Genomic DNA, 19,160 nt, shown 5'->3' with positions numbered 1-19,160 from the left:
GCGACGTGCCGAAGGGTCAGACCCCGGCGTCGGCGATCGCCTTGGCCAGCAGCGGAACGGTCTTGGCGTTCAAGCCGGCAATGTTCATGCGGCTGTCACCCACCATGTAGATCGCGTGCTCCTTGCGCAGTTCCTCGACCTTCTCGGGCGAGGTGCCGAGGCGCGAGAACATGCCACGGTGCTGGGCGAGGAACCCGAAACGGTCGGACCCCGTCAGTCGCTGAAGTTCAGAGGCCAGTTGCTCGCGCAGAACCAGCATCCCGAGGCGCATCTGCTCCAGCTCGGCCGACCACTGCGCGCGCAGGGTCTCGTCGGTCAGGATCATGGTGACGAGCCGCGCGCCGTGGTCCGGCGGGAACGAGTAGTTCTGACGGTTCAGGAAGGCCAGCGTGTCGCGCGTCAGCCCGGTCTTGGAAGCATCCTGCGATACCGCCATCAGCAGGCCCGTCCGCTCGCGGTAGATCCCGAAGTTCTTGGAGCAGCTGGCCGCGATCAGGCATTCCGGCACCGAGGACGCCACAAGGCGGGTGCCCGCGGCATCTTCTTCCAGACCATCGCCAAAGCCCTGGTAGGCAATGTCGATCATCGGCAGCGCGCCGGTCTTCAGCAGCAGGTCGGTCACCGCCTGCCACTCGGTCATGTTGAGGTTGGCGCCGGTCGGGTTGTGGCAGCAGCCATGCAGCAGCACGACATCGCCCGGCTTGGCCTCGGCGAGGTCTTCCATCATCCCGGCAAAGTTCACGCCGCCGCTCTCGCTGTCGAAATAGCGGTACGAGACGGTCTCGATCCCGAGGTAGTTCAGGATCGAAATGTGGTTCGGCCACGTCGGGTCGGACACGAAGACGCGGGCCGAAGGGTTGCCGTATTGGATTAGCTCGAACGCCTGGCGCACCGCGCCGGTACCACCCGGCGTCGCTGCCGCGGCAACGTTCGCGCGCGGAACGGCATCACCCAGCACCAGGTCAATCATTGCATCGGAGAAACCCGGATCGCCCAGCAGGCCGACGTAGGTCTTGGTGGTCTGCTCTTCCCACAGCTGCTTCTCGGCCGCCTTGATCGCGGCCATCACAGGCGTCAGGCCGGTGGCATCCTTGTAGACGCCGACGCCGAGGTCGACCTTCTCGGCCCGCGGGTCATCCTTGTAGAGCTGCATCAGCGCCAGGATCTTGTCGGCGGGCTGCGGTTTCAGGCTCTCGAACATCATGCGTCTCCGGTCGCAACGGGAAGTGTCGGGAAGGCGCCCCACTCGGCCCAGGAGCCGTCATAGAGCGAATGGTCGGTCTTGCCGATGCGTTCCAGCGCGAGGCTGAGCACGGCGGCGGTCACGCCGGACCCGCAGGTGGTGATCGCGGGCTTGGACAGGTCGACACCGGCAGCTTCGAACACCGCGCGCAGTTCGGCGACGGGCTTCATGGTGCCGTCGTCGTTCAGCAAGGTCTTGAAGAAGACGTTCTTCGACCCCGGGATGTGACCCGAGCGCAGCCCCTCGCGCGGTTCGGGCTGCTCGCCGCGGAACCGGCCCGGGGCGCGGGCATCGATGATCTCGTGATCGCCCAGCTTGGAGGCGGCCGAAACCTGCGTGACATCGCGGACCAGCGCATTCTGGACCCGGACGGTCATGTGACGGTCGCGGATCACCGGCGGCATGTCCTCGATCTCGCGTCCCTCGGCCTGCCATTTCGGCAGTCCGCCGTCGAGCACGGCGACGTTGTTCTGGCCCATCAGGCGGAACAGCCACCAGACCCGCGCGGCAGACATCAGCCCGGCGCCATCATAGATCACCACCTGGTGGCCGTCGCCGACGCCCATTGCCCGCAAGCGGCTCATGAACTTCTCGACCGGGGGAGCCATATGCGGCAGTTCCGACCGCTGGTCCGAGATCTCGTCGATGTCGAAGAACCGGGCGCCGGGGATGTGACCGGCTTCGTACTCGGCCTTCGGGTCGCGCGCCTCGGCGGGCAGGTACCACGAACCGTCGAGAACCCGAAGGTCGGGGTCCTTCAGGTGGGCCGCCAGCCATTCGGTGGAAACAAGAGTCTTCGGATCGTCCTTTGCCATCGCCTGCCCCTCTCGGATTTGCCATGACCTACAACCCTGCATGGCGCGAGGCAAGGCTATGTCAGGTCAGCGGGCCTGCGAAGGCCGGGCGGGTGGCCTCGAAACTGCGACGGCGGCGCACCTGATGCCACCAGTCGCAGAGGCAGCCGTGCACCTCCAGCATGTCGCGCCCCTCTGGTGCCATCTGGAAGTAGTCGATCATCGGAGCGAGGAACATGTCGGCCAGCGAAATGTCGTGACCGTTCAGCTGTATCCCCTCTTCAGCGATACGCTCGAGCGCGCCCAGCACCGGGATCGCGGCTTGCAGCCCCTGCCCTATCTGGTCCTCCACCGGCTTGTCGCCGGAGAGCGGCGCCAGAACCCGGTGCGAGAACACCTGCCGCACGAGCGGCCAGTAACCATAGCAATCGACGATCCCCATCACCTGCGCCATGCGTGCCGCAGCGCGCGGGGTATGCGGCACGAGGGCGGGCTCGGGAAAGGCGGCGTCAAGGTAGCGCAGGATCGCGTTGGTCTCGAAGATGGCAAAGCCATCATGGCTCAGCACCGGAACACGCCGGAACGGATTCATGCGCAACAGAGCCGGATCCGGGGCCTCGGCAAAGGGGTCGGCCTCGACGAAAGAATAGCGCAGGTATTTCTCTGCCAGCGCCATTCGGACAATCCGGGTATAGACGCTGATTTCCAATCCAGTGAGAACCAGCGTCATGAGATCACCCGTGGTCCTTTAACAATCTTTGCTTTTGACGCGACCAGTCCCGCTTGGCCTGGGTCTCGCGCTTGTCATGCAATTTTTTACCTTTAGCGATACCAAGCTTAATCTTCGCAAGGCCGCGATGATTAAAGTACATCACGAGGGGCACCAGAGTCATCCCCTTGCGCTGCGTGTCGTTCCAGAGACGCGCCATTTCCTTACGGCTGACCAGCAGCTTGCGGCGACGACGTTCCTCGTGCTTGAACATCTTGGCCTGCTCGTAAGGGGCGATGTAGCTGTTCACCAGCCACAGCTCACCCTCTTCGACAGCCGCATAGCTCTCGGCGATGTTGGCCCCGTTCTGGCGCAGCGACTTGACCTCGGAGCCTTCCAGCAGGATGCCGCACTCCAGATCTTCCTCGATCGCGTAATCGAAACGCGCACGCCGGTTCTCGGCGATCACCTTGTAGTTCTTGTCTTCGCTACTCTTGGCCATGGCTCGCTGAAATAGGCCCCGCGTGCGGTTTAGGCAAGGGAGCGCGTGGCTTGGCGCTGACAGAGGGCCGCGAATGTGGTCCGGCGAGACGGGTGGCACCGTACACAAAACCGACGAATCCTGCCGCTTTGTCGTCGAAAATCACCAGGAGTGTCGCCCGCGCACTGAAAAAATTGATTTGTAAGTGAAATCTCGCAAGATAGAGACATCCGGATTGTAGATGATGACGAGTTCTTGATTTGAAGGAAAACCTTTATACGTCCCAGGGCCTTCACAGGCCCTTCTGGGATCTCGATTCCGTTCCGTCCGGAACCGTAGCCCTGCGTATCGGGGCCAGCGATCAGGTCATCACCTACGGCGAACTTCGCGACCGCCGCGACCATGTTCGGTCGCAGTTCACCTCGGGGCGCGGCCTCTGCCGCATCGTCGCCAGGCCAACCGTCGCGTGCATCGCGGGCTACCTGGCCGCGCTGGATGCCCAGATGCCGATTGTCTTCGGCGAGGCGACGGGCGAAGGCGCGCCGACAGAGGGAGAGCTGCCCTGTCTCTACCGGCTGGGCGAGGACGGGAGCATCGAGACCGACCAGTCCGGTGCCGGTCTTGCGCTCCACCCCGAGCTGAGGCTGCTGCTGTCGACCTCCGGTTCCACCGGCTCCCGCAAGTACGTGCGCCTGTCTTCCGACAACCTTGCCTCGAACGCCGCGTCGATTGCCCAGTATCTCAAGATACAGCCGGAAGATCGCGCCCCGACATCGTTGCCGCTGGCCTATTCCTACGGGCTTTCAGTGCTCAACAGCCACCTCGACGTCGGCGCGTCCCTCGTCCTGATCGACGCACCGGTCGTGTCCCAATCGTTCTGGGACCAGTTCGATGCGCATGACTGCACAAGCTTTGCCGGCGTCCCGCAAAGCTACAAGCTGCTCCAGCGCGGCGAGCAGCTCTTTCGCAAGCGCCCTTCGCTTCGGTACCTCACCCAGGCGGGAGGCAAGCTTCCGCCGGGAGACGTGAAGACTTGGGCCGAGGCCGGACGCCGGTACGGCTGGGACTTCTTCGTGATGTATGGCCAGACCGAAGCCTCGCCACGGATCGCTTACCTGCCCCCGAATCTCGCCGCGAAGAATCCCTCCAGCATCGGTGTCGCCATTCCGGGCGGCGAACTCTGGGTGGCGGATGCCGAAGGCAAGAGGCTGAGGGCAGGTCAGGAGGGCGAACTGGTCTACAGCGGCCCCAACGTAATGATGGGCTACGCCACCAGCCCGCAGGACCTCGCACGCGGTTCCGAACTTGATCAGCTCAAGACCGGCGACCTCGGGCATGTCGACAAGAGCGGTCTGTTCCACATCACCGGGCGTGCCTCTCGATTCCTAAAGGTATCCGGCAAGCGGGTCAGCCTCGACGAGGTCGAAAGCTGGTGCGCGCGTCACGGGGTGGACTGCATCGCTGCCGGCGGCGACGACGCCCTCGCCCTGATCCACACCGGCACGGACCCGGACCTAGGCCGGCAGGTTGCCGGCTGGCTCTCGGTGCCCGCCGTCTTCGTTCACGAGATCGGCGTCAACACCCTTCCGCTCAATCAGAACGGCAAGCCGGACTATCGGGCGGCACAGGAACTGTTCCGCGCGGCCTCTGCCCGCGCAGCAGACAGAACGCCCCAATCGGTAAGTTCCGGTGACGGCTACGAGCGGATTGCAAACATCTTCCGGCACCAGTTCCCGGGGCGCGATATCACCCGGGATACGAGTTTCGACGAACTCAGCGGCACCTCGAACGATTTTGTCGAAATGGAAATGTCGCTTGAACGCGCCGGGGTAGCACCTTTCGAGAACTGGCAGGTCTATTCCGTCGCCTCTCTGGCCGAGATGGCGGTTGGTCAGACGCAAAAGACCGGCTGGCTCACTCCCGATCACGCTGCGGCGCGGGCCTTCTGCTGCCTCCTCGTCGTCATGCTGCACATGATCGGCCTGAAGGAAGGCAGCGGCGGCCTCAATCTGCCGGACGCCTCGGTCTGGCACAGCGTGAACGACATGCTCGATCCCCTTCGGATGCCGCTGTTCGCCCTGCTCTCCGGTTATGCGTTCCACGCCATGAGCGTTGCGCGTCGCACCCCGCGCGAGCACTTCGCCAATATCTCCGTAAGGCTCTGGGCCCCCACGATATTTGCCATCATCTGCTTCGCCATTGTGTCGGACCTGATCGGGACCGAGTTCATGGTCCGCACCGCCGAGGACGTGCTCCGGCTGTTCTACCTGCCATACGGGCACTTCTGGTTCGTCATGGCCCTGACGATCATGATGACGGTGACCTACGCCATCGTGAGATACCTGCCAAACCGCAGCGTGGACGCCGTACTGATCGTCATCGCGGCGGTCCTTGCGCCCCTGCAGATCGTCGTCCATCCCAACGTCTGGGCGCTGAGTCAGGTGTTCGAACTGCTGCCGTTTTTCCTCTGTGGGTACTATTATGCGCGCCACGCGCAGTATCTTCACGCCCGGATGAAGATCGTCGTTTCGATCGCCCTCGCCGTAGCGCTTGCCTGCTGGATCATTCAACTGCCGGTGGGACCAGTCAGGAATCTCGAGGGCTTCGTGCTCTCGCTGTCCTACATCGCGCTCTGCATCGCGCTGGCGGGACGGATTCCACTCCTGTCACTCATCGCGCCCTACACCTTCTTCATCTACCTCTGGCACGTGTTCGGAACATCGGGCGCGCGGCGGATGCTGACGATGGCGGGAATCGACAGCATTCCTGTCCTTGTCCTTATCGGCACCGTCGTCGGCGTCGCCTTCCCCATCCTGCTGTTCCACCTGCTCGCCCGGGCGCCGGGGCGGGTCTATCTGAGAGGGAAATAGCGCGGCCGCCGGAGGGCTGGTCCGAAACAGAAAAACCCCCGGAAACCAAGGGTTCCGGGGGTTTTTCTAAGATCCGACAAATGGTGCCCAGGAGAGGACTCGAACCTCCACGCCCTTGCGAGCGCTAGCACCTGAAGCTAGTGCGTCTACCAATTCCGCCACCTGGGCACTTGTCGTGAGCCGTGCATCTAAGGCCCCTTGCGGGGGGTGTCAAACGGATTCTGGAAGAAAAATGAAACTTCCGTCGCGGAGGGCAAAAATTCCCTTTCCCACCTCGCCCGCGCGCCCGCCAGAGCAGGGCATTCTCGGTGTTTTGCGCCTTGTTCGGCGGGGCCGGGAGGGGTAGAGCAATGAAAAGCCAAGCGGAAAAAGCCAAGGAGAGCGGGGCATGTCCAATCTGGTGACGATCTATGGCGGGTCCGGATTCGTGGGACGTTACATCGCACGCAGGATGGCCAAGGCAGGATGGCGCGTACGTGTCGCCGTGCGCCGCCCGAACGAGGCTGGCTTTGTCCGCACCTACGGCGTAGTCGGCCAGGTCGAACCGGTGCTCTGCAACATCCGCGACGACGCATCGGTCGCGCTGGCCATGCAGGGCGCAGACGCTGTCGTGAACTGCGTCGGCATCCTGAACGAAACCGGCAAGAACAGCTTCGACGCGGTGCAGGCCGAAGGGGCCGCACGTGTCGCACGGCTGGCCACCGAGGCAGGTGTGACGCGCCTCGTGCAGATTTCGGCCATCGGCGCCGATGCAGAGGCCGCCAGCGACTATGCCCGCACCAAGGCCGAGGGCGAAGCCGCCGTTCTGGAACACTTCCCCGGCGCCGTGATCCTGCGCCCGTCGATCATCTTCGGCCCCGAGGACGGTTTCTTCAACCGCTTCGCCGGCATGACCCGCATGGGCCCCGCGCTGCCGCTGGTCGGGGCAGAAACCCGGTTCCAGCCCGTGTACGTCGATGACGTCGCGCAGGCGGCCGTCAAGGCGATCACGGGCGAAGCCGCATCGGGCACCTACGAGCTGGGCGGCCCCGATGTCGCGACCTTCCGCGAACTGATGCAGGAGATGCTGAAGGTGATCCACCGCCGCCGTCTGCTGCTGGGCCTGCCGTTCTGGGTGGCCCGGATCATGGGCGGCTTGCTGGACCTCGTCCAGGCGGCGACCTTCGGCCTCGTGACCAACTCGATGCTGACCCGTGACCAGGTGCGCAACCTGAAGAACGACAATGTGGTCAGTGCAGATGCCAAGGGCTTTGCTGATCTGGGCATCGTCCCGACCGCGATGGAATCAGTCCTGCCGCAGTACCTGTGGCGCTTCCGTCCGTCGGGCCAGTACGACGCCATCAAGGACTCGGCGCGCAACCTGCGCGCCTGAGTCCCTTTGCTAGTCTAGGCGTAGGCGTAGACCAGCAGGACGATCCCCAGGATCACCCGGTAGATCACGTAGGGCGTGAAGCTCACGCTCTTCAGCAACCGCATCATCAGCGTCAGCGCCAGCAGCGCAGCGCCGAAGGAGAAGATCGCGGCGATCCCGCCATCGCGCAGGGCTGCGGTGTTCATGTCCGCGACAGTCTCGGCACCCAGCAGAACCGCCGACGCGATGATCACCGGGATCGACATCAGCATCGAAATCTTGGCGGCATCGGTCCGGGCGTAACCCATGCGACGCGCGCCCGTGATCGTGATCCCCGAACGCGAGGTGCCGGGAATCAGCGCGACGGCCTGCCAGAAGCCCAGCGAGATCGCGTCGCGCATGGTCCAGTCCTCGGCGCGTTTCCGCTCGGCGCCGTTCTGATCTGCCCAATATAGCACCAGACCGAAGATCAGCATGGTCCATCCGATGACCGCGACCGAGCGCATCTGGTCGGAAATGCCCGTCAGGTTGAGAATGGCACCGATGACGATGGCCGGGATTGTCGCGACGATCAGGTGTAGCGCCAGCCGGGCGCCGGGCGTGTCGGCCTTGCCGCGCACGAGCCTGCCGAGACCGGCAACCGCGTCGCGCACATAGGCCCAGAAGTAGATGACGACGGCAAACAGCGTGCCGACATGGACTGCAACGTCGATTACCTGGCCCTGATCCTGCATGCCCGTAAGGCTTGGCAGGAGGATCAGGTGGCCTGAGGAGGAAATGGGAAGAAACTCGGTCAGGCCCTGGATAACGGCCACGAGAAACAGTTGGAGGAGGGGCATGGAAGAGAGCCTGCGTGTTTTGGTCTGTGCTCGGGAATCATCTATAGAATGCGTTTGTGAAAAGGGAAGGACACTGATAGGTCCGGGGTGTGACCTAAAATTGAAGGTTTCGGACCCTCTTTTTGATGCTGGACCTCAAAAAACCATAATATAGGTCAGTACTACTGACTTTTAATCTGGAAAGAGCTCTTTTAAAGAAACTGCGCCGGTTACCCAAATCTGGAGAATGACTCGTGGCCAAGCAGCCGATGCTCAAATTCGTTCAAATCGAACGCGACATGCCAGCCAAGCGCGATGCCAGTGAACGTCGTGAGGACTTTCACGAGATCTATGCGGAATACGCGAAGGCCAAGGCCGAGGAGCAGGCCAGCCGGTGCAGCCAGTGCGGCGTGCCCTATTGTCAGTCCCACTGCCCGCTGCAGAACAACATTCCCGACTGGCTCCGCATGACCGCCACGGGCCGTCTGCAGGAAGCCTACGAGATCAGCCAGGCGACCAACACCTTCCCCGAGATTTGCGGCCGCATCTGCCCGCAGGACCGGCTGTGTGAAGGCAACTGCGTCATCGAGCAGTCGGGCCACGGTACAGTTACCATCGGCTCGGTCGAGAAATACATTACCGACACCGCATGGGAAGAAGGCTGGGTTCAGCCGGCGGCACCCGCTGTCGAGCGGGCCGAGAGCGTCGGGATCATCGGTGCGGGCCCCGGGGGTCTGGCGGCGGCAGACATGCTGCGCCGCGCCGGGGTACAGGTCACCGTCTATGACCGCTACGACCGCGCGGGCGGTCTGCTGACCTACGGCATTCCGGGCTTCAAGCTCGAGAAGGACGTGGTGATGCGCCGCAACGAGCTACTGGAAAAGGGCGGCGTGACCTTCGTGCTGAACTGCAACATCGGCGAGGACGTCTCCTTCGACGACCTGCGCAAGAAGCATGACGCGATCATCATCGCCACCGGCGTCTACAAGTCGCGAGATCTTGGCGGACCTGGCAGCGGTGCGGACGGCATCGAGAAGGCCATCGACTTCCTGACCGCCAGCAACCGCAAGAGCTTTGGCGACGCGGTCGAGGACTTCGACAACGGTCGCCTGAACGCGGCGGGTAAGAAAGTCGTCGTTATCGGCGGCGGCGATACCGCGATGGACTGCGTGCGCACCTCGATCCGTCAGGGCGCGACCAGCGTCAAGTGTCTCTACCGCCGTGACCGGGCCAACATGCCCGGTTCGCAGCGCGAAGTCGCCAACGCCGAGGAAGAAGGCGTGGTGTTCGAATGGCTCTCCGCCCCCAAGGGCTTTGCCACCAAGGGCGACAAGGTCAGCGGCGTGATGGTGCAGAAGATGCGCCTTGGCGCTCCGGACGCGTCTGGCCGGCAGGCCCCCGAGATCATCGAAGGCGCCGATTATGTCGAAGAGGCAGACCTCGTGATCAAGGCACTTGGTTTCGAGCCGGAAGAACTGCCGACCCTGTGGGACCAGCCCGAACTGACGGTGACCCGCTGGGGCACCATCCGGGCCGAGTTCACCACCGGGCAGACCGACCTGCCGGGCGTGTATGCCGTGGGCGACATCGTGCGCGGCGCCTCGCTGGTGGTCTGGGCGATCCGCGATGGCCGCGACTGCGCCGACGCGATCCTGAAGGAATTCGAAGACCGGGCGGCCGTCGCCGCCGAGTAAGTCCGGGCCTGCCCCGGGGAGTGTGACATCAACCGCCGGGCGACCCGGCGCCGAGCAAACGGGGCCCCGCCCCGGTGAGAGCCAGGAATGAGCGAACGGACAGGACAATGCATGTGCGGCGCGGTGAGCTTCACCGCGAAGGACGTGCCGGACGTCTTCGGTGCGTGCCATTGCGAAATGTGCCGACGCTGGACCGGCTCCGCCCTGCTCGCGGTCACCGTTCCCGGCTCGGGCCTGACCTGGACGGGCGAGGCCCATATCCGCACGCTGCAAAGCTCGGACTGGGCCGAACGCGCGTGGTGCCAGCGCTGCGGCAGCGGTCTCTATTACCACGTCACCGCCGAGGGCCCGATGTCGGAGGGCTACGAGATCCCCATCGGCCTGTTCGACAACCTCGATGGCATGTCGCTCGGCAGCGAGATTTACATCGACCACAAGCCCGAGGCCTTTGCCTTTGCGGGCGAGCACAAGCGCCTGACGCGCTCCGAGATCCTGTCCAAGCTCGGCGTACCGGAGGAAAACCTGTGAGCGAGGGTATCCTCCGCGAAGGTCGCTGCCTCTGTGGCGAGGTGCGCATCAGCACGCGCGCGCTCGGAGGCGAGATCAGCGCCTGCTATTGCGACAACTGCCTGCGGTGGAGCGGCTCGGTCCAGATGGGCATCGAAGTACCGCGCGATGCGGTCACCGTGACCGGCCCGGTCAAGACCCACCGGTCGTCCCACCTCGCCGAGCGGGCCTGGTGCGATACCTGCGGCTCGGCGCTTTGGTTCGCTTATGTCGAAGGGCCGGATGCCGGTTACTTCGAGATCGCGCCGGGGCTGTTCAAGAATGCCGGCGACGCAAGGCTGACGCACATCGTCTACAGCGACCGCGAGCCGACCGGCTGGCACATGGGCGGCGATTTGGATCGGATGCCCGAGAAATACTATCAGAAGAACTTCCCGTTCCTCAGTGAAGGAGACACGCCATGACCAAGTATGATGAAGCCTGGGCCCGCGCCGAGGAAGCCAAGCGCAAGTGGATGGCTGAAAACAGTCTCTATACCGAGGAAACCGAACATTCTTCCTGCGGTGTGGGTCTCGTCGTGTCGGTCAATGGCTCCAAGAGCCGCAAGGTCGTGGAGTCCGGCATCAAGGCGCTGAAGGCGATCTGGCACCGGGGCGCGGTGGACGCAGACGGCAAGACCGGCGACGGCGCGGGCATCCACGTCGAGATCCCGGTTCCGTTCTTCTATGACCAGATCGAACGCACCGGCCACAAGCCCCGCAAGGACGAGCTGATTGCCGTCGGCCAGGTCTTCCTCCCGCGCACCGATTTTGGCGCACAGGAAACCTGCCGGACCATCGTGGAATCCGAAGTTCTGCGCATGGGTTACTACATCTACGGCTGGCGGCACGTGCCGGTCGACATCTCCTGCCTTGGTGAAAAGGCCAACGCGACGCGTCCCGAGATCGAGCAGATCCTGATCTCGAACTCCAAGGGCGTGGACGAAGAGACCTTCGAACGCGAACTCTACGTGATCCGCCGCCGGATCGAGAAGGCGGCCATCGCCGAGGGCGTCAGCCAGCTCTACATCGCATCGCTGTCCTGCCGGTCGATCATCTACAAGGGCATGATGCTGGCCGAGCAGGTGGCGGTGTTCTACCCGGACCTGATGGACGAGCGCTTCGAGTCCGCTTTCGCCATCTACCACCAGCGCTATTCGACCAACACCTTCCCGCAGTGGTGGCTGGCCCAGCCGTTCCGCATGCTGGCCCACAACGGCGAAATCAACACGCTGAAGGGCAACCTGAACTGGATGAAGAGCCACGAGATCCGCATGGCCTCTTCGACCTTCGGCGACATGGCCGAGGACATCAAACCGATCATCGCGGGCGGGTCCTCTGACTCCGCCGCGCTCGACTCGGTGTTCGAGGTTCTGGTGCGCGCGGGTCGCTCGGCCCCGATGGCCAAAACCATGCTGGTGCCCGAGAGCTGGTCGAAGCAAGCCATCGAGCTGCCCGAAGCGTGGCGCGACATGTACTCCTACTGCAACTCGGTGATGGAGCCATGGGACGGTCCTGCCGCGCTGGCCATGACCGATGGCCGCTGGGTCTGCGCCGGTCTCGACCGGAACGGCCTGCGCCCAATGCGCTACGTGGTGACTGGTGACGGTCTGCTGATCGCCGGCTCCGAGGCAGGCATGGTCCCGATCAACGAGGCCACCGTGGTCGAGAAAGGTGCACTTGGCCCCGGCCAGATGATCGCCGTCGACATGAAGGAAGGCAAACTGTTCCACGATGTCGCCATCAAGGACCGGCTTGCCGCCAGCCAGCCGTTCGGCGAATGGGTGGGCAAGATCAACGATGCCGACGAAGTGCTCGCCGGGGTGCAGGAAAAGGCCCTGTTCACCGGGAAGGAACTGCGCCAGCGCCAGATCGCGGCCGGTTACACCATCGAGGAACTGGAACAGATCCTCTCGCCAATGGCTGAGGACGGCAAGGAGGCACTGGCCTCGATGGGCGACGACACGCCCAGCGCGGTCCTGTCCAAGCAGTACCGCCCGCTGAGCCACTTCTTCCGCCAGAACTTCAGCCAGGTGACCAACCCGCCGATCGACAGCCTCCGCGAATACCGCGTGATGTCGCTCAAGACCCGCTTCGGCAACCTCAAGAACGTGCTGGACGAGGATTCGAGCCAGACCGAGATTGTCGTGCTGGAAAGCCCCTTTGTGGGCAACGCGCAGTACACCAAGCTGGTCGAGCAGTTCAACGCGCCGATGGTCGAGATCGACTGTACCTTCGAGCCGGGCGTCCGCGCGCTACATGGCGCGCTGGCCCGCATCCGGCGCGAAGCCGAGGATGCCGTGCGTTCCGGCGCAGGGCACATCGTGCTGACCGACCAGTATTCCGACGCCGGCAAGGTCGCGATGCCGATGATCCTCGCCACCAGCGCCGTGCACAGCCACCTGACGCGCAACGGTCTGCGGACCTTCTGCTCGCTGGCCGTGCGCTCGGCTGAATGTATCGACCCGCATTACTTCGCTGTGCTGATCGGCTGCGGCGCGACGGTGGTGAACCCCTACCTCGCCGAGGATTCCATCGCCGACCGTATCGAGCGCGGCCTGCTCGATGGCCCGCTGACCGAGGCCATCGCGCGCTATCGCGAAGCCATCGACCAGGGTCTGCTGAAGATCATGGCCAAGATGGGGATCTCGGTGATCTCCTCCTACCGTGGCGGCCTGAACTTCGAGGCCGTGGGCCTGAGCCGTGCCATGTGCAACGACTTCTTCCCCGGCATGACCAGCCGGATCAGTGGCATCGGCGTCAGCGGCATCCAGCGCAAGGCCGAGGAAGTCCATGACAAGGGCTGGCTCTCGGGCCTCGACGTGCTGCCGATTGGCGGCTTCTACAAGGCCCGCGCCTCGGGCGAGACCCACGCCTGGGAAGCGACCTCGATGCACATGCTGCAGATGGCCTGCAACAAGGCCTCGTTCGAGCTGTGGAAGCAGTACTCGAAGAAGATGCAGTCGAACCCGCCGATCCACCTCCGCGACCTGATGGACATCAAGCCGCTGGGCAAACCCGTCCCGATCGAGGAAGTCGAGTCGATCACTTCGATCCGCAAGCGGTTCGTGACCCCGGGCATGAGCCTTGGCGCACTGAGCCCCGAAGCGCACAAGACGCTGAACGTCGCGATGAACCGCATCGGCGCCAAGTCCGACAGCGGCGAAGGCGGCGAGGATCCGGCACACTTCGTCCCCGAGCCGAACGGCGACAACCCCTCGGCCAAGATCAAGCAGGTGGCGTCGGGCCGCTTCGGCGTCACCGCCGAGTACCTGAACCAGTGCGAAGAGCTCGAGATCAAGGTCGCGCAGGGTGCCAAGCCCGGCGAGGGTGGCCAGCTGCCCGGCATGAAGGTCACCGACCTGATCGCGCGGCTGCGGCATTCGACCAAGGGGGTGACGCTGATCTCGCCCCCGCCGCACCACGACATCTACTCGATCGAAGACCTCGCGCAGCTGATCTACGACCTCAAGCAGATCAACCCGCGCTGCAAGGTGACGGTCAAGCTGGTGGCGTCCTCGGGCGTTGGCACCATCGCTGCGGGCGTGGCCAAGGCCAAGGCCGACATCATCCTGATCTCGGGCCACAACGGCGGCACCGGGGCCTCGCCGGCGACCTCGATCAAGTATGCGGGTCTGCCGTGGGAAATGGGCCTGACCGAGGCGCATCAGGTGCTGTCGATGAACAAGCTGCGCGAACGCGTGACGCTGCGCACCGACGGCGGTCTACGCACCGGCAAGGACATCGTGATGGCGGCAATGATGGGCGCCGAAGAGTTCGGCATCGGCACCGCCGCGCTAATCGCGATGGGTTGCATCATGGTGCGCCAGTGCCAGTCCAACACCTGCCCCGTCGGTGTCTGCACGCAGGACGAGAGCCTGCGGGCCAAGTTCACCGGCAACGCGGACAAGGTGGTCAACCTCATCACCTTCTACGCGCAGGAAGTCCGCGAGATCCTCGCCTCCATCGGTGCGCGCAGCATCGACGAGGTAATCGGCCGCGCCGATCTTCTGGCGCAGGTGTCGCGCGGATCGGCTCACCTGGACGACCTTGACCTGAACCCGATGCTGATCACCGTCGATGGCTCGCACAAGATCAAGTACGACCGCGACAAGCCCCGCAACGTGGTGCCCGACACGCTCGACGCCGAGATCGTGCGCGATGCCGCACGGTTCCTGAAGGACGGCGAGAAGATGCAGCTCTCCTACGCGGTGCAGAACACGCACCGGACGGTGGGCACCCGCACCTCGAGCCTGATCGTGCAGAACTTCGGCATGCGCAACGCCTTCCAGTCCGACCACCTGACGGTCAAGCTGCAGGGCTCCGCCGGTCAGTCGCTGGGCGCCTTTGCCGCGCCGGGGCTCAAGCTGGAAGTCTCCGGTGACGCGAACGACTACGTAGGCAAGGGTCTGTCGGGCGGCACCATCGTCGTGCGCCCGCCGATGTCGAGCCCGCTGGTCGCCTCGGAGAACACGATTATCGGCAACACCGTTCTCTACGGTGCGACCGACGGTTACCTCTTTGCCGCCGGGCGTGCGGGCGAGCGTTTCGGCGTGCGCAACTCGGGCGCCAAGGTGGTGATCGAGGGCTGCGGTTCGAACGGTTGTGAATACATGACCGGCGGTGTCGCGGTCATCCTCGGCAGCATCGGGCCGAACTTCGGCGCGGGCATGACCGGTGGCATGGCCTACCTCTACGACCCCGAGGGCAAGGCGCAGCCGCTGATGAACATGGAAACCCTGGTGACCGGCCCGGTCACGGTGCAGCACTGGGAACTGCAGTTGCAGGACCTGATCGAGCGCCACGCCCGGGAAACCGGCAGCCGCCGCGCCGAGGACATCCTGCAGCACTGGGACCTCGAAAAGCAGAACTTCATCCAGGTCTGCCCGAAGGAGATGCTGGTGCACCTCCCGGCCCCGCTGAGCCTCGAGAAAGGTGCGATTCCGGCCGAATAGAGCCTGATCTTACCGCGATTGAATTGGCCCGTCCCGGAGTGCCGGGGCGGGCTTTTTCATGCCCGGCGAAGATAGTCCCTCGGCGTCCGGCCAAGCATCCGGCGAAACATGGTGGTGAAGGCAGCCGGGCTGTCATACCCGATGTCGAGCGCGACGGTGGTCACCTTCTCTCCGTCGATCAGCCGCGGCAGCGCGGCAAAAACGCAGGCCTGCTGCCTCCACCGCTCGACCGCGAGCCCGGTTTCCTGCCGGAAGTGCCGCGTCAGGCTGCGCCTGCTCATCCCGGCGCGATTGGCCCAGTCGTCGAGCGGCGCGCGGGCATCCGGCGCGGCGATGAACCCGCGGCACAGCGCGACAAGACGGGGATCGGAAGGCAGCGGCAGGGCCAGCGGCTGTTCGACAAGGCGCGGGATCTCGTGCAGCAGCAGATCGCAGAGCAGCTGGCCGCGCGGCGAGTCCGCTTCGTCCGGGCCAAGGGAAATGGCCTCGATGATCAGCGCGCGCACCAGCGATGTCATGCCCAGCACACGCGGATCACCGCTCGGGGCCTGCAGATCACCCGGCCGAAGATAGACCGACCGCATCCGCACCGCGCTCAGCATCTCGACCCGGTGCTCGCAACCGGCAGGGATCAGCAGCGCATAGCCTTGCGGGACGATCCAGTGCCCCGAGGCCGTGGACACGATGAGGATGCCGGACAGCGCATGGAGAAGCTGATGCCGGTCGTGGATGTGCGGGCTGACGACGATTCCCTCGCCATAGTCCGTCCCGATGGCCATCAGCGCACCCCGCGCGGCGGCGATCCGTGCGATGTTGTTTGCGATGATTTCGTCGGTGTCGGTCATGGCGACTCGTGATTGGCCCAATCGCGAAGATTTATGACCAACCTACGAAAGATCGCAAGGTCCACTTGCTCTATCTCCGGCGCCGGAGGTATGCCACCGAATGACCAACACCACCCTCACCCCCGACCGCAGCGCCGATACCACGACCTATGCGATCCTGCTGTCGATCAGCCTGTGCCACATGCTGAACGACGTGATGCAATCGCTGCTTTCGGCGATCTACCCGATGCTGAAAACCGAGTTCGCGCTCGATTTCTGGCAAATCGGGATGCTGACCTTTGGCTTCCAGGTCACCGCCTCGCTGCTGCAGCCGGTCGTCGGCATCGTGACCGACCGCAAGCCCATGCCCTACTCGCTGCCGGTCGGTATGACCTCGACCATGTGCGGGCTGATCCTGCTCTCGACCGCGCCGAACTACGCCGCCCTCTTCGGCGGTGCCGCGCTGATCGGGATCGGGTCGTCGATCTTCCACCCCGAAGCGTCTCGGGTGGCCCGGGCAGCCTCGGGCGGGCGTTTCGGACTGGCGCAATCGGTGTTCCAGGTCGGCGGCAACTTCGGCTCGGCTCTCGGGCCGCTGCTGGCCGCCTTCATTGTGCTGCCCTTTGGCCGCGGCAGCGTGGGCTGGTTCGCGGTCATCGCCTTGCTGGGCATGATGATCCTGACCGCCGTCAGCCGCTGGCATTCGCGCGAACAGGCAGTTGCGCGCCGCCGTCCAGTGAAGCCTCCGGTCGCCCTGCCCCGCCGCAAGGTCCAGATCGCCCTCGCTGTCCTCGTGCTGCTGATCTTTTCCAAGAACGTCTACATGGCCAGCATGTCGAGCTACTACACCTTCTTCCTGATCGAGCGGTTCGACCTCTCGACTCAACAGGCCCAACAGATGCTGTTCCTGTTCCTCGGCGCGGTTGCGCTCGGCACCATCATCGGTGGGCCCATCGGCGACCGCATTGGCCGGCGCACTGTGATCTGGGTCTCGATCCTCGGGGTCCTGCCCTTCACCCTGATGCTGCCCTATGCCAGCCTGTTCTGGACCGCGATCCTGACCATCATCATCGGTGTCGTACTCGCCTCGGCCTTCCCCGCTATCGTCGTCTTCGGGCAGGAACTGCTGCCGGGCCGCGTGGGCATGGTCGCCGGCCTGTTCTTCGGCCTCGCCTTCGGCGTCGCCGGGATTGGCGCCGCGGTGCTGGGTCTGGCTGCCGACCATTGGGGCATCGCGAAGGTCTACACCATCTGCTCGGTCCTGCCAGCGATGGGAATTCTCACCCTCTTGTTGCCGCATCGCCGCGACCTGCTCGGCACGCCGGATTAGGGGGTGCGGCGCACGCGCGGCGCCGATAATGTGCCGCCATGGCAAAGGCGGCTGGCAAGTCAAAGAGAACCGGTAAGACTGACAGGGCGAAGCGGAAACCGTTTCGCCCTCTGCGACTCCTGCGCAAATGGCTGATCCGTGCCATCCTCGCGGTGGTGCTGCTGATGCTGGCGCTGATCCTGATCTACAGCTTCCTCAATCCGCCGATCACCCTGACAATGTTGGGCGAAAAGCGCCGTCTGGGCGAGATTGAGCGGCAATGGGTTCCGCTGGAAGAGATGGCCCCGGCCATGGCCCGCTCGGCAGTGGCCGCCGAAGATGCCAACTTCTGCCTGCATTGGGGCTTCGACGTCGAGGCGATCCGCACCGCGATGGAAGGCGGCGGCAACCGGGGCGCCTCGACCATCAGCCAGCAGGTCGTGAAGAACGTGTTCTTCTGGCAGGGCCGGAACTGGCTCCGCAAGGCGCTGGAAGCCGCGACGACACCTGCGGTGGAGGCGCTGTGGTCCAAGCGGCGGATCCTCGAGGTCTACCTGAACGTGGCCGAGACCGGGAACGGCATCTTCGGGGTCGAGGCAGCGGCCCAGCATTACTTTGGCGTCAGCGCGGCCAAGCTGAGCGACCGGCAGGCCGCCCTCATTGCCGCCGCCCTGCCCAATCCCAAGGAACGCAACCCCGCCAAGCCGAGCAACTATCTGGCCAAGCGGGCCCGCGCGATCACCGATGGCGCGGCCACCATTCGCGCAGACGGCCGCGCAGCCTGTTTCGAGGATTGAAAATTCCCGGACGAACAGGCATTGCTGGGGGATACCACAACAAGTCCGGATGATCATGGCCCGCCTGTTCCACGTTCCCCTCTCCCCCTTCTGCCGCAAGGTGCGCCTGAGCCTCGCCGAGAAGAAGATCGAGGTGGAACTGGTGGAAGAGCGCTACTGGGAGGCCGATCCCGACTTTCTGCGGCGCAACCCGGCGGCAAAGGTCCCGGTGCTGCGGCTGGACGGCAAGACCATGGCCGAGAGCGCCGCGATCTGCGAATACATCGAAGAAACCCGGCCCGACCCCTCGCTGATGCCGCGTGACCCCGAAGGGCGCTACGAGGTCCGGCGACTGATCGGCTGGTTCGACGACAAGTTCCACCACGAGGTCACCTCCAAGCTGCTGTACGAGCGGGTGAACAAGAAGGTGACCGGCTCTGGCTATCCGGACAGCGGCAACGTCAAGGCAGGCGCCAAGGCGATCAAGTATCACCTGGATTACATGGCCTGGCTGCTGGACCACCGCCGCTGGCTGGCCGGAGACTCGATGACGCTGGCCGATTTCGCCGCCGCCGCGCATCTGTCGTCGCTCGACTACATCTCGGACGTGGACTGGAACCGGCAGGCCTCGGTCAAGGACTGGTACGCCAAGATCAAGTCGCGGCCCGCCTTCCGCTCGATCCTGGCCGACCAGATCCCCGGCTTTCGCCCGCCGCCGCATTATGCCGACCTCGATTTCTGAACCGGTGATCAGGTCGGGGGGCTGTCTGCCCCCCATCGCCTGCGGCGAT

15 protein-coding genes and 1 tRNA gene are annotated in these 19,160 nt (G+C 64.3%); 9 read left to right on the top strand and 7 right to left on the bottom strand.

The genetic code is table 11. The features are described from left to right. Positions 1 to 16 precede the first annotated feature (16 nt). The 4 genes from DDT93_RS09335 to smpB all read right to left on the bottom strand — a co-directional run bounded on the left by DDT93_RS09335 (position 17) and on the right by smpB (position 3,248). Positions 17 to 1,201, bottom strand: coding sequence for an amino acid aminotransferase (locus DDT93_RS09335; RefSeq protein ID WP_109465520.1), 1,185 nt, complete (start codon positions 1,199 to 1,201; stop codon positions 17 to 19). Continuing rightward, positions 1,201 to 2,058 carry a 3-mercaptopyruvate sulfurtransferase gene (sseA, locus tag DDT93_RS09330; protein ID WP_109465519.1) on the bottom strand — a complete coding sequence of 286 codons (858 nt, stop codon included), beginning with the start codon at positions 2,056 to 2,058 and terminating at the stop codon, positions 1,201 to 1,203. Before sseA ends, DDT93_RS09335 begins: the two co-directional genes overlap by 1 nt. A gap of 61 nt (positions 2,059 to 2,119) precedes the next feature. Beyond that, positions 2,120 to 2,767, bottom strand: coding sequence for a glutathione S-transferase family protein (locus tag DDT93_RS09325; protein ID WP_109465518.1), 648 nt, complete (start codon positions 2,765 to 2,767; stop codon positions 2,120 to 2,122). Between the two features lie 4 nt (positions 2,768 to 2,771). Beyond that, on the bottom strand, positions 2,772 to 3,248 hold the full coding sequence (gene smpB / locus DDT93_RS09320; protein WP_109465517.1) for an SsrA-binding protein SmpB: 477 nt from the start codon (positions 3,246 to 3,248) through the stop codon (positions 2,772 to 2,774). Between the two features lie 239 nt (positions 3,249 to 3,487). Between smpB and DDT93_RS09315 the strand changes: the two genes are divergently transcribed. Further along, positions 3,488 to 6,097 (top strand): AMP-binding protein, encoded by a 2,610-nt coding sequence (locus DDT93_RS09315; protein WP_109465516.1) that lies wholly within the window; start codon positions 3,488 to 3,490, stop codon positions 6,095 to 6,097. Between the two features lie 81 nt (positions 6,098 to 6,178). Here the strand turns inward: DDT93_RS09315 and DDT93_RS09310 are convergent. Beyond that, positions 6,179 to 6,265, bottom strand: a tRNA-Leu gene (locus DDT93_RS09310). A gap of 220 nt (positions 6,266 to 6,485) precedes the next feature. Between DDT93_RS09310 and DDT93_RS09305 the strand changes: the two genes are divergently transcribed. Then, positions 6,486 to 7,469, top strand: a complete 984-nt coding sequence (locus tag DDT93_RS09305) for a complex I NDUFA9 subunit family protein (protein ID WP_109465515.1) — start codon at positions 6,486 to 6,488, stop codon at positions 7,467 to 7,469. A 14-nt stretch (positions 7,470 to 7,483) separates the two neighbouring features. Here DDT93_RS09305 and DDT93_RS09300 read toward each other — a convergent pair whose 3' ends face one another. Then, positions 7,484 to 8,287: an undecaprenyl-diphosphate phosphatase gene (locus tag DDT93_RS09300; protein ID WP_109465514.1), complete on the bottom strand. Its 804-nt coding sequence runs from the start codon at positions 8,285 to 8,287 to the stop codon at positions 7,484 to 7,486. Between the two features lie 233 nt (positions 8,288 to 8,520). Between DDT93_RS09300 and DDT93_RS09295 the strand changes: the two genes are divergently transcribed. The 4 genes from DDT93_RS09295 to gltB all read left to right on the top strand — a co-directional run bounded on the left by DDT93_RS09295 (position 8,521) and on the right by gltB (position 15,460). Beyond that, entirely contained in the window at positions 8,521 to 9,960 is a 1,440-nt protein-coding gene (locus tag DDT93_RS09295; RefSeq protein ID WP_109465513.1) for an NAD(P)-dependent oxidoreductase, read from the top strand. A gap of 87 nt (positions 9,961 to 10,047) precedes the next feature. Next, entirely contained in the window at positions 10,048 to 10,488 is a 441-nt protein-coding gene (locus DDT93_RS09290; protein WP_232825405.1) for a GFA family protein, read from the top strand. Beyond that, positions 10,485 to 10,931, top strand: coding sequence for a GFA family protein (locus tag DDT93_RS09285; RefSeq protein ID WP_109465511.1), 447 nt, complete (start codon positions 10,485 to 10,487; stop codon positions 10,929 to 10,931). Before DDT93_RS09290 ends, DDT93_RS09285 begins: the two co-directional genes overlap by 4 nt. After that, a complete protein-coding gene (gene gltB / locus DDT93_RS09280; protein ID WP_109465510.1) occupies positions 10,928 to 15,460 on the top strand; it encodes a glutamate synthase large subunit in 4,533 nt (1,510 codons plus the stop codon). Before DDT93_RS09285 ends, gltB begins: the two co-directional genes overlap by 4 nt. A 56-nt stretch (positions 15,461 to 15,516) precedes the next feature. Here gltB and DDT93_RS09275 read toward each other — a convergent pair whose 3' ends face one another. Further along, entirely contained in the window at positions 15,517 to 16,305 is a 789-nt protein-coding gene (locus DDT93_RS09275) for an AraC family transcriptional regulator (RefSeq protein WP_198654808.1), read from the bottom strand. A gap of 100 nt (positions 16,306 to 16,405) precedes the next feature. On the opposite strand from DDT93_RS09275, the gene DDT93_RS09270 reads away from it, so the two are divergent. The 3 genes from DDT93_RS09270 to fzlA are packed head-to-tail and all read left to right on the top strand — an operon-like array spanning position 16,406 to position 19,111. After that, positions 16,406 to 17,614 carry an MFS transporter gene (locus DDT93_RS09270; RefSeq protein WP_109465508.1) on the top strand — a complete coding sequence of 403 codons (1,209 nt, stop codon included), beginning with the start codon at positions 16,406 to 16,408 and terminating at the stop codon, positions 17,612 to 17,614. 38 nt (positions 17,615 to 17,652) lie between these two features. Further along, a complete protein-coding gene (gene mtgA / locus DDT93_RS09265; RefSeq protein ID WP_109465507.1) occupies positions 17,653 to 18,390 on the top strand; it encodes a monofunctional biosynthetic peptidoglycan transglycosylase in 738 nt (245 codons plus the stop codon). Between the two features lie 55 nt (positions 18,391 to 18,445). Continuing rightward, positions 18,446 to 19,111, top strand: coding sequence for an FtsZ-binding protein FzlA (fzlA, locus tag DDT93_RS09260; RefSeq protein ID WP_109465805.1), 666 nt, complete (start codon positions 18,446 to 18,448; stop codon positions 19,109 to 19,111). Positions 19,112 to 19,160 lie beyond the last annotated feature (49 nt).

The organism is Albibacillus kandeliae (assembly GCF_003116585.1).
Taxonomy (GTDB): Bacteria; Pseudomonadota; Alphaproteobacteria; order Rhodobacterales; family Rhodobacteraceae; genus Albibacillus; species Albibacillus kandeliae.
Note: the sequence above shows the minus strand (reverse complement) of the source record. Positions and strands in the feature narration are given on the sequence as shown.